This window comes from Bisbaumannia salifodinae (genome assembly GCF_055388505.1).
The window spans coordinates 1,994,738-2,008,225 of sequence record NZ_AP043781.1 but is presented as its reverse complement, the minus strand read 5'-3'; the positions used below and the strand labels follow the sequence as shown (position 1 = coordinate 2,008,225).

General features: G+C 67.4%; 13 protein-coding genes. 9 read left to right on the top strand and 4 right to left on the bottom strand.

Annotated features, from left to right (window positions below):
• Positions 1 to 41: 41 nt before the first annotated feature.
• Positions 42 to 809: a VOC family protein gene (locus ACZ5EF_RS09070; protein WP_346062479.1), complete on the top strand. Its 768-nt coding sequence runs from the start codon at positions 42 to 44 to the stop codon at positions 807 to 809.
• Between the two features lie 226 nt (positions 810 to 1,035).
• Here the strand turns inward: ACZ5EF_RS09070 and ACZ5EF_RS09065 are convergent, their stop codons facing one another.
• Together ACZ5EF_RS09065 and ACZ5EF_RS09060 are read right to left on the bottom strand one after the other, a co-directional pair.
• Positions 1,036 to 1,695, bottom strand: coding sequence for a CoA transferase subunit B (locus ACZ5EF_RS09065; protein ID WP_346062480.1), 660 nt, complete (start codon positions 1,693 to 1,695; stop codon positions 1,036 to 1,038).
• Between the two features lie 85 nt (positions 1,696 to 1,780).
• A complete protein-coding gene (locus ACZ5EF_RS09060) occupies positions 1,781 to 2,479 on the bottom strand; it encodes a CoA transferase subunit A (RefSeq protein ID WP_346062481.1) in 699 nt (232 codons plus the stop codon).
• A 121-nt stretch (positions 2,480 to 2,600) separates the two neighbouring features.
• Between ACZ5EF_RS09060 and ACZ5EF_RS09055 the strand changes: the two genes are divergently transcribed.
• The 7 genes from ACZ5EF_RS09055 (at position 2,601) to ACZ5EF_RS09025 (ending at position 9,974) form a co-directional block, all read left to right on the top strand.
• On the top strand, positions 2,601 to 3,491 hold the full coding sequence (locus ACZ5EF_RS09055; RefSeq protein WP_346062482.1) for a LysR family transcriptional regulator: 891 nt from the start codon (positions 2,601 to 2,603) through the stop codon (positions 3,489 to 3,491).
• A gap of 86 nt (positions 3,492 to 3,577) precedes the next feature.
• Positions 3,578 to 5,530 (top strand): acetoacetate--CoA ligase, encoded by a 1,953-nt coding sequence (locus ACZ5EF_RS09050; protein ID WP_346062483.1) that lies wholly within the window; start codon positions 3,578 to 3,580, stop codon positions 5,528 to 5,530.
• A gap of 94 nt (positions 5,531 to 5,624) precedes the next feature.
• On the top strand, positions 5,625 to 6,497 hold the full coding sequence (locus ACZ5EF_RS09045) for an acyltransferase (RefSeq protein ID WP_346062484.1): 873 nt from the start codon (positions 5,625 to 5,627) through the stop codon (positions 6,495 to 6,497).
• A complete protein-coding gene (locus ACZ5EF_RS09040) occupies positions 6,443 to 7,375 on the top strand; it encodes a M23 family metallopeptidase (protein ID WP_346062485.1) in 933 nt (310 codons plus the stop codon). Before ACZ5EF_RS09045 ends, ACZ5EF_RS09040 begins: the two co-directional genes overlap by 55 nt.
• 197 nt (positions 7,376 to 7,572) lie before the next feature.
• Entirely contained in the window at positions 7,573 to 8,736 is a 1,164-nt protein-coding gene (locus tag ACZ5EF_RS09035) for a glycosyltransferase family 4 protein (RefSeq protein ID WP_346062486.1), read from the top strand.
• 14 nt (positions 8,737 to 8,750) lie between these two features.
• Positions 8,751 to 9,317 (top strand): phosphatase PAP2 family protein, encoded by a 567-nt coding sequence (locus ACZ5EF_RS09030; protein WP_379729811.1) that lies wholly within the window; start codon positions 8,751 to 8,753, stop codon positions 9,315 to 9,317.
• A gap of 27 nt (positions 9,318 to 9,344) precedes the next feature.
• Complete coding sequence (locus ACZ5EF_RS09025) at positions 9,345 to 9,974, top strand: alpha-ketoglutarate-dependent dioxygenase AlkB family protein (RefSeq protein WP_346062488.1); 630 nt, start codon at positions 9,345 to 9,347, stop codon at positions 9,972 to 9,974.
• Between the two features lie 101 nt (positions 9,975 to 10,075).
• Here ACZ5EF_RS09025 and gcvT read toward each other — a convergent pair whose 3' ends face one another.
• Both gcvT and ACZ5EF_RS09015 read right to left on the bottom strand, forming a co-directional pair.
• Positions 10,076 to 11,188, bottom strand: coding sequence for a glycine cleavage system aminomethyltransferase GcvT (gcvT, locus tag ACZ5EF_RS09020; protein ID WP_346062489.1), 1,113 nt, complete (start codon positions 11,186 to 11,188; stop codon positions 10,076 to 10,078).
• Positions 11,189 to 11,251: 63 nt separating this feature from the next.
• Positions 11,252 to 12,628, bottom strand: a complete 1,377-nt coding sequence (locus ACZ5EF_RS09015) for an alanine/glycine:cation symporter family protein (protein WP_346062490.1) — start codon at positions 12,626 to 12,628, stop codon at positions 11,252 to 11,254.
• A gap of 464 nt (positions 12,629 to 13,092) precedes the next feature.
• Between ACZ5EF_RS09015 and gcvH the strand changes: the two genes are divergently transcribed.
• Positions 13,093 to 13,482, top strand: a complete 390-nt coding sequence (gcvH, locus tag ACZ5EF_RS09010) for a glycine cleavage system protein GcvH (RefSeq protein WP_346062491.1) — start codon at positions 13,093 to 13,095, stop codon at positions 13,480 to 13,482.
• Positions 13,483 to 13,488: the final 6 nt, after the last annotated feature.

Genomic DNA, 13,488 nt, shown 5'->3' with positions numbered 1-13,488 from the left:
CTATACTCGAGCCATACCACGGGGTGAGGAGCGGTCAGGCAATGCAACGGGACGAATTTCTACAACAGCTGTGGCTCGACTATGTGCACCAGCATCCCGAGATCGGTGCGCTACGCCTGTGGCCCCTGGAGCAGCCGCCGGAGTATCTGGCCCTGCTGACCCTCAATCACGGCAATCTCGCTGCCGGGGCCTTGCTGCCTACCCTGAGCCATTTCGGCTATCGCAGCTGCGAACGCTACGCCATGGCCGATCGAGGCCTGCTGGTCACCCTGCTGGCGCCACCGGATGACGGCCCCTGGCTGGCCCTGGGCGAACTGCAGCTGGGCACCCTGACCCGGGAGCCTCGGGCCGAGCTTCAGGCCCTGATCACCCAGGCGCATCGAGAGGATTGCCGCGGGCAGAACCTGCTATGCCGTGGTCGTCCCTGGCCGATGCCTAGCTGGGCCACCTATCAACGCCTCCAGGCGGCCCATCCCATCGCCGCCTGGCTGTCGGTCATGGGGCCTCGTTTGCATCATGTCGGCTTCGACTGCGATCGCCTGGGCAGTCCCATCGATCGACTGAATGCCCAGCTGCAGCAGGCCGGCCTCCACGGCGATGCGGATCGCCACCACGGTATCTTCCCGGTCTCGCCGCTGCTCCAGTACCGCTTCTATGCCACCTGCTCCCAGCGCCTGCCCTTCGCCGAGGGCGACGAGCACCGCATCCCCCTGGGCGGCTTGGCCCTGGTACAGAAGTGCCTGGCCGGCGGTCAGGAGCGCGCCGCCGAGTTGCTGCTACCCAGTCATACTCGCTGCGAGCTGGCCTAAGCCTGTCGCGAGCCGGCCTAGCCATTGGTTATGCACAGTTTCTGTGGATAACGCTGTGCAAAGTGGCTGCATAGGGTGGGCCCGGCAAGAGCCTCAGGGGCGCAGTCACGACTTGGTCAGTTTTTCGTCATCAGGCGTTCAATAACCCGTGCTCCCCACGACAAACGCCCGGGCAGGCCCGGGCGCATAAAACGGCTCATCCTTTTCTCGGTCTTGAGCGGTCCCCTTAGTCGAAGGTCATCTCCGGCACCTCGTCCGGGACGATCAGGCGACCGGCGGTCTTCTCGGCGATCTCCTCGACGCTGACCCCGGGGGCGCGCTCCTTGAGGATAAAGGCGCCATTCTCGATCTCCAGGTAGGCCAGATCGGTGAGCACCCGCTTGATGCAGCCGGCGCCGGTGAGCGGCAGGCTGCACTCCGACAGCAGCTTGGATTCGCCATGCTTGGAGGCATGGGTCATGGTGACGATGATGTTATCCGCCCCGGCCACCAGGTCCATGGCGCCGCCCATGCCCTTGATCAGCTTGCCGGGCACCATCCAGGAAGCGATATTGCCCTGCTGATCCACCTCGAAGGCGCCCAGCACGGTGAGATCCACGTGGCCGCCACGGATCATGGCGAAGGACTCCGCCGAGGAGAAGATCGCCGCCCCGGGACGGGCGGTGACCGTCTGCTTGCCGGCGTTGATCATGTCCGGATCCACTTCCTCTTCGGTGGGAAAGCGGCCCATGCCCAGCAGGCCATTCTCGGACTGCAGCATCACGTCCATGCCCTCGGGCACATAGTTGGCCACCAGGGTGGGAATGCCGATGCCGAGATTGACGTAGAAGCCGTCCTGGAGTTCGCGCGCCACGCGCTGCGCCATCTGTTCGCGGGTCAGTGCCATGCTGTGTTGCCTCTTGTCTTGGGGAGGAGCCCGGCGATGCCGGCCTCTCGGAGTCGCTGTCGTCGCGGTGCCTTGGGTCGCGGTCTCAGTCGCGCACGGTGCGCTTCTCGATGCGCTTCTCGAAGCTGCCCTGGATAATGCGATCCACATAGATGCCGGGGGTATGGATCTGGCTGGGATCCAGCTCGCCGGGCTCGACGATCTCCTCCACTTCCACCACGGTGATACGCCCGGCGGTGGCGGCCACCGGATTGAAGTTCTGGGCGGTATGGCGATAGACCACGTTACCGTAGCGGTCGGCCTTCCAGCCCTTGACGATGGCGAAGTCGCCGGTGATGGCCTCCTCGAGGATATGCGGGCGGCCGTTGAACTCGCGCACCTCCTTGCCCTCGCCCACCGGGGTGCCGTAGCCGGTGGCGGTATAGAAGGCGGGGATGCCGGCGCCGCCGGCGCGCATCTTCTCGGCCAGGGTGCCCTGGGGTGTCAGCACCACCTCGATCTCGCCGTCGAGCATCTGGCGCTCGAAGAGGGCGTTCTCGCCCACGTAGGAGGCGAGGATCTTGCTGATCTGGCGATCCTCCAGCAGCACGCCGAGGCCGAAGCCGTCCACGCCGCAGTTGTTGGAGACCACGGTGAGGTCGCGCACGCCGCGGCGCTTGATCTCGTCGATCAGGTTCTCGGGGATGCCGCACAGCCCGAAGCCCCCGGCGATCACGGTCATGCCACTCTCGATGCCGTCCATCGCCTCCTCAAAGGAGTAGACCCGCTTGTCGAATCCGGCCATTGCTCTGCCTCGTCTTGTCGTCGGAGAAGTGGTTCCAGTGTTGCCCCGGACAATATATTTGTTAAGTTTGTTTTTTTTATGGATTAATTTAATGGACATATAAATAGCGAGGCCGGATGCGATGACCGTCAAACAGCTGCGGGCCTTCCTGGCGGTGGCCCAGTCCCTGAGCTTTACCCAGGCCTGCGAGCGCCTGCACCTCTCCCAGCCGGCCCTGAGCCTGGCGATCAAGGGGCTGGAGGAGAGCCTCGGCGGCCCGCTTTTGACCCGCAGCACCCGCAGCGTGCGCCTGACCCCGGAGGGCGAATCCCTGGTGCCACTGGCCAAGCGGCTGCTGGCGGAGTGGGACAACACCGAGGAGCTGTTGCGCCAGCGCTTCACCCTGCAACTCGGCCGAGTGGCGGTGGCCGCCATGCCCGCCTTCGCCTGCAACCTGCTGCCCGCGGCGCTGATGGCCTTCCGCCGCCGCCACCCGCGTATCACGGTGACGGTGCACGACGTGATCAACGAGCAGGTGATCGAGATGGTGCGCCGCGGCCAGGTGGAGCTGGGCATCGCCTTCGCCCCGGAGGCCGACCGGGGCCTGACCTTTACGCCGCTGTTCGAGGATCGCTTCGTGGCGGTGGTGCCCGCGGACTCGCCGCTGGCCGAGGCCGGCACCCTGCGCTGGGCCGACCTGCTGGCCTATGATCTGATCACCCTGCAGCGCCCCTCCATGGTGCGCCTGCTGCTGGAGTCGGAGCTGGCCGCCCAGGGCATCGAGCTGGCCGTGACCTTCGAGAGCCACCAACTGGTCACGGTGGGGCGCATGGTGGCCAGCGGCCTGGGGGTCAGCGCGGTGCCGGCCCTGTGCCGCCAGCAGATGCACGAGCTGGGCGCCCGCTGCCTGCCCCTGGAGGCGCCGGTCATCTCGCGCCCGGTGGGGGTGCTCTCCCCGGCCGGCCAGGAGCTCTCGGTGGCGGCCCAGGCGCTCCGGGAGATCCTCGCCGAGCCGCTACGGGGCATGGCGTAAGACGGTGACAGGGCGTGATAGCAGAGTGGGAGGCCAGGCCGCCCCTCCCTGCTAGGGTATAGGTAAAGCCCATAAGGGAGGCCGCCATGACCACGCCCCTCTGGCAACCCAGCCCGCAGCGCCGCCAGGCGACCCGGCTCGCCCGCTTGATGGCCGAAATCGCCCGGGAGACCGGCATCGCCATGGGCGAGTATGCCGACCTGCACGCCTGGAGCCTGGCCAACCCCGAGGCCTTCTGGCGCAAGGTCTGGGACCTGGGGGTGATCGGCGAGCCCGGCGAGCGGGTCCTGGAGCGCCCCGAGGCGATGCCCGGTGCCCGCTGGTTCCCCGAGGCGCGGCTCAATGTCACCGCCAACCTGCTGCGTCGCCAGGACGACGCCATCGCCCTGGTGGCCTGCGACGAGCGCGGCCGCCGCGAGCCGCTGAGCCATGCCGAACTCTATCGCCGGGTCGCCCGGCTGGCCCGGACCCTGAGCGAGCTTGGCGTGACCGCCGGCGACCGGGTCGCCGGCCTGGTCCCCAACAGCGAGCATGCCCTGATCGCCATGCTGGCCAGCGCCAGCCTGGGGGCGCTATGGTCCTCCTGCTCGCCGGACTTCGGCGTCCAGGGGGTGCTCGATCGCTTCGGTCAGATCGCCCCCAGGGTGCTGATCGCCGCCGACGGCTACTACTGGAACGGCAAGGCGATCCCCCTCCACGACAAGCTGGCGGCCGTGGCCGAACAGTTGCCCGATCTCGAGCGGCTGATCGTCTTCTCCTTTCTCGACCCCGGGAGCCCACCGACACTGGATCGCCTCCCCGGCTCGCTCAACTGGCAGAAGGCCCTGGAGAATGACGCCACCCGCCTTGAGTGCGTCCCCCTGCCCTTCGATCACCCCCTCTATGTGCTCTACTCCTCCGGCACCACCGGCAGGCCCAAGTGCATCGTGCATGGCGCCGGCGGCACCCTCTTGCAGCACCTCAAGGAACACCGCCTGCACTGCGACCTGGGCGAGGACGACGTCCTCTTCTACTACACCACCTGCGGCTGGATGATGTGGAACTGGCTGGTCTCGGGGCTCGCCGCCGGGGCCCGCCTGGTGCTCTACGACGGCTCCCCCTTCGCGCCGACCCAGGCCAGCCTCTGGGAGCTCGCCGCACGGGAAGGCGTGACCTGCTTCGGCACCAGCGCCCGCTACCTCACCGCCTGCGCCAAGGCCGGTCTCAGGCCGGGCCATGATCATGACCTCTCGGCCCTGAAGAGCCTGCTCTCCACCGGCTCGGCGCTGCCCCACGAGGCCTTCGACTACGTCTACCGGGAGATCAAGGCCGACCTGCTGCTGGCCTCCATCTCCGGAGGCACCGACATCGTCTCCTGCTTCGCCCTGGGCTGTCCCATCCGGCCGGTCTACCGCGGCCAGCTGCAGTGCCGCGGCCTGGGCATGGCGGTGGCGGTCTATAACGACGCCGGCCAGCCGGTGACGGGCGAGAAGGGCGAGCTGGTCTGCACCCGCCCCTTCCCCGCCATGCCGCTGGGCTTCTGGAACGACCCGGAGGGCCAGCGCTACCGGGCCGCCTACTTCGCGCGCTTTCCCGGCGTCTGGGCCCACGGCGACTATGCCGAGCTGACCGCGGAGGATGGCGTGATCATCCATGGCCGGGCGGATACGGTGCTCAACCCCGGGGGCGTGCGCATCGGCACCGCCGAGATCACCCGCCAGGTGGAGAAGGTCGAGGAGGTGCTGGAGTCGCTGTGTGTCGGCCAGCAGTGGCAGGACGACGTCAGGGTGGTGCTCTTCGTGCGGCTACGCGACGGCCTGACCCTGGACGACGCCCTGCGCCAGCGCATCCGCGAGACCATCCGCACCCACGCCACCCCCCGCCATGTGCCGGCCAAGATCCTCCAGGTGGCGGACCTGCCGCGGACCCGCTCCGGCAAGCTGGTAGAACTGGCGGTGCGGGATATCATCCATAACCAGCCGGTGGCCAACCGCGAGGCCCTGGCCAATCCCGAGGCCCTGGCGCTATTCGAAAACCTCCCCGAGCTACAGCAATCTTGACCTCTCCTCCCGGCAGCGTGAGCGCCCGGGCTGGGCAGCCCGGGCGGCTTACAGTAGCATTGGCACGGTTGTTTCAGCGCATCGAGGAGCGCGCATGCCAATACTCAAGGGGAGCGTCAGCCTGTTCCTGCTGACCCTGACCACCCTGCTCTGGGGCCTTCCGCTGATGGTCCTGACCCTGGTCAAGGTGATCACCCCCGGTCACCGGCTGCGTCTCAGGGTGCTCCAGGGGCTGAATTTCATCGCCCTCAACTGGATCGGTCTCAACCTCTGGTGGATGCGCCACTGGCTCAAGCCCCGGCTTCAGGCCGAGGTGCCCGAGGGACTGAGCCAGGACCAGCGCTGGCTGGTGCTCTCCAATCACCGCAGCTGGACCGATATCTTTATGCTGCAGCTGGTGCTGCATCGACGTATCCCCATGCCACGCTTCTTCCTCAAGCGCCAGCTGATCTGGGTGCCCATCGTCGGCCTGGCCTGGTGGGCCCTGGAGTTCCCCTTTATGCGTCGCCTCAATCGCGAGCAGCGCGAGCGCCATCCGCACCTGGCCCGGCGTGATCGCGAGGCCACCGAGCGCATGTGCGAGCGCGCCCGGGAGCTGCCCATCGCCATCTATAACTTCGTCGAGGGCACCCGCTTTACCCCCGCCAAGCATGATGCCCAGCAGAGTCCCTATCGTCACCTGCTCAGGCCCCGGGCCGGTGGCACCGCCCAGGTGCTGGGCCTGCTCGGTGACCAGCTCAGTGGTATCCTCGATGTGACGCTGGACTATGCCAGGCCCGATCCCACCTTCTGGGACTTCCTGTGTGGCCGCGAGGGCGAGATTCGGCTATATGCCCGGCGCCTCGAGGTACCCAGTTGGATGCCGGGGGGCGACTATCACGAGGATCCGGACTACAAGGAACGCTTCCACTCATGGCTCAACGCCCTTTGGCAAGACAAGGATCGGCGTCTCGACGACTGGCGCTGATCCTGATCCTGCTGGCCCTCCTGGTCAGCGGCTGTGCCGGCCACTCGGGGGAGACCCGCCGCCTGGGCCAGGCCCCCATCGCCGGCAACTGGATCACCATCCAGCGCGGCGACACCCTGGGCGCCATCGCCCGCCGCGCCGATGTGCCCCTGGCCCGGCTCCAGCGCTTCAACCCCGGTGTGGATGCCCGCCGCCTGGCGGTGGGCCAGCGGCTCCTGGTGCCCACGGCCAACGAGCGCGCCCCCTCCGGCGGCCCCTACCGCTACCAGATTCGTCCCGGCGACACCTACTCCTCGGTAGCGCGTCATTTCGGTTCCACCAGCGCCCGTATCCAGGCCGCCAACCCCGGCCAGCAGCCCAATCGCCTGCGGGTCGGTCAGGTCATCCAGGTGCCCCTGCGCGGCGGCGCGCCCAGCCGAAGCACCGCCAGCCGTCCCGCGAGCGGCGGTTCGTCACGCCCCGCGTCCACTCCCGCTCGCCCGGATCCCGGTGACCTGCCATCGTCGGCACGCAACTGGCCCTGGCCCCTCAACGACTACCGGGTGATTCGCCACTACGGCACCGACAGCCGCGGTACCCTGCAGCCCATGCTGCTGGCCACCGGCAATGGCGCCCAGGCCAAGGCCGTGGCGGATGGCGAAGTGCGCTTCGCCGGCAGCATGCGCCAGCTCGGGCGGGTGGTCATCGTCCACCATGACGGCAACCTGCAGAGCGTCTATGCCCAGTGCGAACGGTTGTCGGTGGAGGTGGGGCGCCGGATCAGCCGCGGCACCCCGCTATGCACCGTGGGACGCCATGGGGAGACCGGGCGCTACGATCTCTTGTTCGATATGCGCCATGGCGGCAGGCCCATCGATCCGCGGCGGGTCTTGCGCTAACGCCTCCTGTTCGGCGCTTCCGGTTCCCGCCATGGCGGCAGACCCATCGATCCGCGGCGGGTCTTGCGCCGATAGCCACACCAAACACGGGGCCTTCGGGCCCCGCTGTCATCCCGCCGTCATCCCATCGCCCCACCCCTGTCATCGCCGAGACTCAGGCTAGGCGCTATAACGAGCGATGATAGTCAGGAGTGGCGATGCGTATCTGTCTGGTCAGCGAGACCTGGGCGCCGGAGGTCAATGGCGTGGCCCATACCCTGGGACGGCTTGGTGAGGAGCTACTGGCGCGAGGCCATCAGCTTCAACTGATTCGACCGCGCCCCGATGACGGTTTGCGCCAGCCCGGCATGCAGGCCGAACTTCAGGTCAGGAGCCTGCCCCTGCCCGGCTATCGACAGGTGCGCCTGGGCTGGCCGGCGCGCCGCGCCCTTCACCGCTTCTGGCGCCGGCAGCGCCCCGATATCGCCTACCTCGCCACCGAAGGCCCCCTGGGCTGGGCCGCCCTGGGCGCCGCCCGACGGCTAATGATCCCCACCGCCAGCGGCTTCCATACCGACTTCGATCATTATGCCGGGGCCTATGGGATGGGCCTGTTCAAGCCGCTGGTACGCGCCGGGCTACGCCGCTTCCATAACCGCACCGGCGCCACCCTGGTACCGACACCGGAGCAGGCTCGCCGGCTAGCGGAGCAGGGCTTTGCCAACCTGGCCGTGATGGGTCGCGGCGTCGATACCGGGCGCTTTGCTCCGGATAAACGGGATGCGGCGCTGCGCCTGGCCTGGGGCGCCCAACCCCATCAGCCGGTGGTGCTGCACGTGGGGCGCCTGGCCAAGGAGAAGAACCTGGCCCTGCTGGTGCGCACGGTACGCGCCATGCAGGCCCTGCGGCCGGACCTGGTTCAGGTCATTGTCGGCGATGGCCCCCAGCGTCAGGCCCTAGCCGCCGAGCTCCCCGAGGCCCACTTCTGCGGCTTCGTGCCCCCGGACGACCTGCCCCGCCACTATGCCAGCGCCGACCTGCTGCTGTTTCCGTCGCTCTCCGAGACCTATGGCAATGTGGTGACCGAGGCCATGGCCAGCGGCCTGCCGGTAGTGGCCTTCGCCACCGCCGCCGCGGCACTGCTGATCGAGGCGGACCATAACGGCGTCAGCGTGGCGCCCGAGGATGACGAGGCCTTTATCGCCGCCGCCTGCCGACTCTGCCAGAGCCCGGCACGCTGGGGCCAACTGGGTCGAAGCGCCCGCCTGACGGTCGCCGAACAGAGCTGGTCACGAATCGCCGATGACTTCCTGGCCATCCTCGAGGGGGTCCGGCAAGTGCGTCCTGCCCCCACCCACCGAGTGCCGACCTCGGCCCGCTAGGAGGCCCCATGATGATCACGCCCCGCACCCCTGCCCTCTTCCGGCGCCTGGATCTGCTGGAGTGGTCGCTGTGCCACCGCCTGGCGGTAGCCACCAGCGCCGCGCCCTTGCCCCTCGGCCTGCTGCGCCTGGCCAGTCGAGTGGGGGACTGGCCCGCCTGGGTGCTGCTGATCGCCCTGCAGCCGCTGCTGCATGGTGCCCTGGGCTGGCGCTTGATGCTGCACTTCAGCCTCACCGCCCTGGTAGCGGTCAGCCTCTACCGCCTGATCAAGACGCGGCTCTGCCGCGAGCGCCCCTCCATCACCTTCCGGGCCATTCCCTGCCGGGAACCGCCGCGGGATCGCTACAGCTTCCCCAGCGGCCATACCCTGCATGCGGTGATCTTCAGCCTGCTGACCGCGGCGACCCAGCCCTGGCTGTTGCTGCTGGTTCTGCCCCTGGCCCTGCTGATCGCCCTCTCCCGGGTGGGCCTGGGGCTGCACTATATTTCCGATGTGATCGGCGGCGCCCTGCTGGGCCTGACCATCGGCCTGATCAGCCTGTACTGGCTCCCTGTTACGACCCAGGCTCTGGCACACTAGGGGCTCCACGTTCATTGGCGAGTGCCCATGCCAAGCCCCTCTTGCTGGCAGCTGCTGCTGGATGACCCGCCGCTATGGCGACGGGACGGCGTGCTGGGTGAGCCCACGGCGACCCGGCTATTGCAGCGCCTGGACGCCGAGGTGTCCTGGCAGCGTCCCACCCTCAGGCTCTATGGCCGCGAGCACCCGATCCCCCGCCGCCAGGCCTGGATGGGCGAGCCCGACGCGCACTACCGCTATTCGGGCCGCGACTTTATCCCCCAGCCCTGGCATCCCGAACTGCCCGGGATCAAGGCCGAGATCGAGTCATGCCTGGCGGCACTGGGCTTGCCCCGCGCCTTGAATAGCGTACTGCTCAATCGCTATGGCGACGGCCAGGAGCGCATGGGCTGGCATAGCGACGACGAGCCCGAGTTGGGCGAGGCGCCGGTGATCGCCGCCCTCTCCCTGGGCGCCGAGCGGCCGCTGCGCTTCCGCTGGAAGGACCGCCGGGGTCCCGCCTTCAATCTCTGGCTACCCCACGACAGCCTGCTGGTCATGGGTCCCGGCTGCCAGGCCGTGCTGCAGCACGCCCTCTTGCCCCGCCAGGGGCGAATTCACCAACCCGGGCTGCGGATCAACCTCACCTTCCGCCATATCCAGCCGCGCCGGCCCTAACCCCCATCAACGCCGAAGGCCGAACGCATCGCGTTCGGCCTTCGGCGTTTCTGCCCGGGTCAAGGGAAGAAAGATAACGGTATAAAAAGGGGTGCGATAGACTAGCCGCGATAGTAACCCGGCGTCACGAAGGGCATCCTGGTCACCGTCATCGGCAGGCGCTTGCCGCGCACCTCGGCGAACACCTGGGTCTCGGGGTCACTGGCCTCGATGCTGACATAACCCATGGCCACCGGCTTGCCCACGCTGGGGCCGAAGCCGCCGGAGGTCACCACGCCGATGCGTTCGCCCTCGGCGTTATACAGCTCGGCACCCTCGCGCACCGGGGCACGCCCCTCGCCCAGCAGGCCCACCCGCTTGCGGCGGTGATCCTTGTCCTGCACCTGCTGCAGGATCAGCTCGGCGCCGGGGAAGCCGCCGGCACGCTCGCCGCCCAGCCGGCGCGGCTTGCCGATGGCCCAGATCAGCCCCGCCTCCACCGGGGTGGTGGCGGTATCGATATCATGACCATAGAGACACAGGCCCGCCTCCAGGCGCAGGGAGTCCCGCGCCCCCAGGCCGATGGCCTCCACCTCGGCCTCGGCCAGCAGGCGCCGGGCCAGGGTCTCGCTGTCGGCGGCGGCCACCGAGATCTCGAAGCCATCCTCGCCGGTATAGCCGCTGCGACTCACCCAGGCCTCGATGCCATCGATCGTGAAGTGTCCGTGCTGCATAAAGACCAACTCGCCGGCCGCGGGGCAGAGGCGCTTCATCACCTCGGCGGCCTGGGGGCCCTGCAGGGCCAGCAGGCCCCGATCGAGCGGCTCGAGCGTATGGCCCGATGCCAGGTTGGCCTCCAGGTGGGCGATATCCTGAGCCTTGCAGGCGGCATTGACCACCAGGTAGAGGTGATCGCCGGCGTTGACCACCATCAGGTCATCGAGGATGCCCCCCTCCGGGTTGGTAAAGAGCGCGTAACGCTGCATGCCTTCCGGCAGGCCGACGATATCCGCGGGCACCAGAGCCTCGAGGGCCGCCGCCGGGTCCGGCCCACGCAGGATCAGCTGCCCCATATGGGAGACATCGAACAGGCCGCAGGCGCTGCGGGTATGCTCGTGCTCCTTCTTGACTCCCAGGGGGTACTGCACCGGCATCTCGTAACCGGCGAAGGGCACCAGCTTGGCCCCCAGCTCCACGTGCAGGTCGTACAACGGCGTCTTGTCGAGTTGGCTCATGGTGTTTTCCGTGACAGGTTGGGGTCGAGCGGTGGCGGGCGACGCATGCCGCCCGCCGGCCGCTTACTTGGGCAGATCCTCACCCGGCAGGACGTCCTTGCCGTCGAAATAGTCTCGGGTCAGCTTGAAGACCATGGGCGACAGCAGCGCCAGGGCGATCAGGTTGGGAATGGCCATCATGGCGTTGAAGGTATCCGCCATCAGCCAGATGAAGCCCAGCTGAGCGATGGCCCCCAGCGGAATGGCCAGCACGAACAGCACCCGGTAGAGCATGATGGAGCGGGTACCGAACAGGAACTGGAAACACTTCTCGCCATAGAAGGACCAGCCGAGGATGGTGGTGAAGGCGAAGATCGCCAGGGCCAGGGAGACGATCTGATTACCGTATCCCGGTAGCGCCGCCTCGAAGGAGAGCGCGGTCAGCGAGGCCCCCGCCTCGCCCTCGACCCACACCGTGGAGGTGAGGATCACCAGGGCGGTGATGGTGCAGACCATGATGGTGTCGATAAAGGTACCCAGCATGGCGATCAGCCCCTGACGCACCGGGTTCTTGGTTTGCGCCGCGGCGTGGGCGATGGGCGCGCTGCCCAACCCCGCCTCGTTGGAGAAGATCCCCCGGGCCACCCCGAAGCGGATCGCCGCCATCACCGCGGCCCCGGCGAAGCCACCCATGGCGGCATGGGGATTGAAGGCGTAGTAGAAGATCATCGAGAAGGCATCGCCGATCTGGCTGGCATTCACCGCCAGCACCACCAGGCCCGCCAGGATATAGAGGATACCCATGATCGGCACCAGCTTACCGGCCACCTTGGCGATACGCTTGATACCGCCCAGGATCACCGCCCCGGCCAGTACCATGATCACCACCCCGGTGAGCCAGTGGGGCAACCCGAAGGTGGAGTCGAGGGCATCGGCCACCGAATTGGACTGCACGGTGTTGCCGATACCGAAGGCCGCCACGGCGCCGAAGAAGGCGAAGGCGCCCCCCAGCCAGGCCCACTTCTTGCCCAGGCCGTTCTTGATATAGAACATCGGCCCGCCGATATGGTTGCCGGTGCTGTCCACCTCCCGATAGCGCACGGCGAGCACCGCCTCGGAGAACTTGGTGGCCATCCCCACCAGGGCGGTGATCCACATCCAGAACACCGCGCCCGGCCCCCCCAGGGCGATGGCGGTGGCCACCCCGGCGATGTTCCCGGTACCGATGGTGGCGGAGAGCGCGGTCATCAGGGCATTGAAGGGCGAGATCTCCCCCTCCTTCTCTTCGCCCTTGGCGGCGCGCCCCTGGAACATCAGCTTGAAGCCGGTACCCAGCTTGCGGATCGGCATCAGCTTGAGACCCAGCTGCAGGTAGAGACCCACCCCCAGCAACAGGATCAACATCAATGGCCCCCAGACCACGCTATTGATCGCACTGAACAGATTCGTTAAGGCTTCCATGGGATCGTTCCCCCTTGACTATTCTTGTTGGGCACACGTGGTTCGCGTGCGATGTCTCGACTCGCCGCCCCTGGATCAGTCAGGGGATCGGCAGAGAGTGCGTAACATAGCGGATCCCTCCGCCTTTTCTCCAGTCCACTATAAGAAATTTTTGCCTTGCTACGTCTAATGTAGAATAGCAGATGACCCATGCCAGGGACCGTTGAGGCATGGGGGCGTCTCGGCCGGCCATTGACGAGAAATTTGTTTCCGATAGGAAACATGGGCTACATTATCGAGCCTGGAGCGGGACCACAAGTCCTCGGCGGAGGATCACCTCCCCCTGCCTGGACACCCCGCCGGGGGAAGACCACCCTGTAATAAGCCTCGACGCACCCACCAGGCCGCCGTCGACATGGCCAAAACGGGCGTTAGGGGTTAGGATTCGCCCGATCTGAAAACCTTTTCGTATAGGAAAACCTGCGATGAGCAATATCCCCGCCAACCTGCGCTACACCGACAGTCATGAATGGGTGCTGGACAACGGCGACGGCACCGTAACCCTCGGTATCACCGACCATGCCCAGCAGGCCCTGGGCGACGTGGTCTTCGTCGAGCTGCCCGAGGTGGGCCGTGGCCTGGACGCCGGCGAGGAGTTCGGCGTCATCGAGTCGGTGAAGGCCGCCTCCGACCTCTACGCGCCCCTGGCCGGCGAGGTGATCGAGGCCAACGAGGCCCTGGAAGACGCCCCGGAAACCGTCAACGAGTCGCCCTACGAGGATGGCTGGATCGCCAAGCTCAAGCTGGCCGATGCCGGCGCCCTGGAGGGCCTGCTCGACGCCGAGGCCTACGCCAAGCTGGCCGACGCCGAATAAGCCGTC

What these genes read in the sequence shown, in the direction of transcription:
- ACZ5EF_RS09070 (WP_346062479.1), top strand. Translation starts at nt 42, where the DNA reads ATGCAACGGGACGAATTTCTACAACAGCTGTGGCTCGACTATGTGCAC.
- ACZ5EF_RS09065 (WP_346062480.1), bottom strand. Translation starts at nt 1,695, where the DNA reads ATGGCACTGACCCGCGAACAGATGGCGCAGCGCGTGGCGCGCGAACTC.
- ACZ5EF_RS09060 (WP_346062481.1), bottom strand. Translation starts at nt 2,479, where the DNA reads ATGGCCGGATTCGACAAGCGGGTCTACTCCTTTGAGGAGGCGATGGAC.
- ACZ5EF_RS09055 (WP_346062482.1), top strand. Translation starts at nt 2,601, where the DNA reads ATGACCGTCAAACAGCTGCGGGCCTTCCTGGCGGTGGCCCAGTCCCTG.
- ACZ5EF_RS09050 (WP_346062483.1), top strand. Translation starts at nt 3,578, where the DNA reads ATGACCACGCCCCTCTGGCAACCCAGCCCGCAGCGCCGCCAGGCGACC.
- ACZ5EF_RS09045 (WP_346062484.1), top strand. Translation starts at nt 5,625, where the DNA reads ATGCCAATACTCAAGGGGAGCGTCAGCCTGTTCCTGCTGACCCTGACC.
- ACZ5EF_RS09040 (WP_346062485.1), top strand. Translation starts at nt 6,443, where the DNA reads ATGGCTCAACGCCCTTTGGCAAGACAAGGATCGGCGTCTCGACGACTG.
- ACZ5EF_RS09035 (WP_346062486.1), top strand. Translation starts at nt 7,573, where the DNA reads ATGCGTATCTGTCTGGTCAGCGAGACCTGGGCGCCGGAGGTCAATGGC.
- ACZ5EF_RS09025 (WP_346062488.1), top strand. Translation starts at nt 9,345, where the DNA reads ATGCCAAGCCCCTCTTGCTGGCAGCTGCTGCTGGATGACCCGCCGCTA.
- gcvT (WP_346062489.1), bottom strand. Translation starts at nt 11,188, where the DNA reads ATGAGCCAACTCGACAAGACGCCGTTGTACGACCTGCACGTGGAGCTG.
- ACZ5EF_RS09015 (WP_346062490.1), bottom strand. Translation starts at nt 12,628, where the DNA reads ATGGAAGCCTTAACGAATCTGTTCAGTGCGATCAATAGCGTGGTCTGG.
- gcvH (WP_346062491.1), top strand. Translation starts at nt 13,093, where the DNA reads ATGAGCAATATCCCCGCCAACCTGCGCTACACCGACAGTCATGAATGG.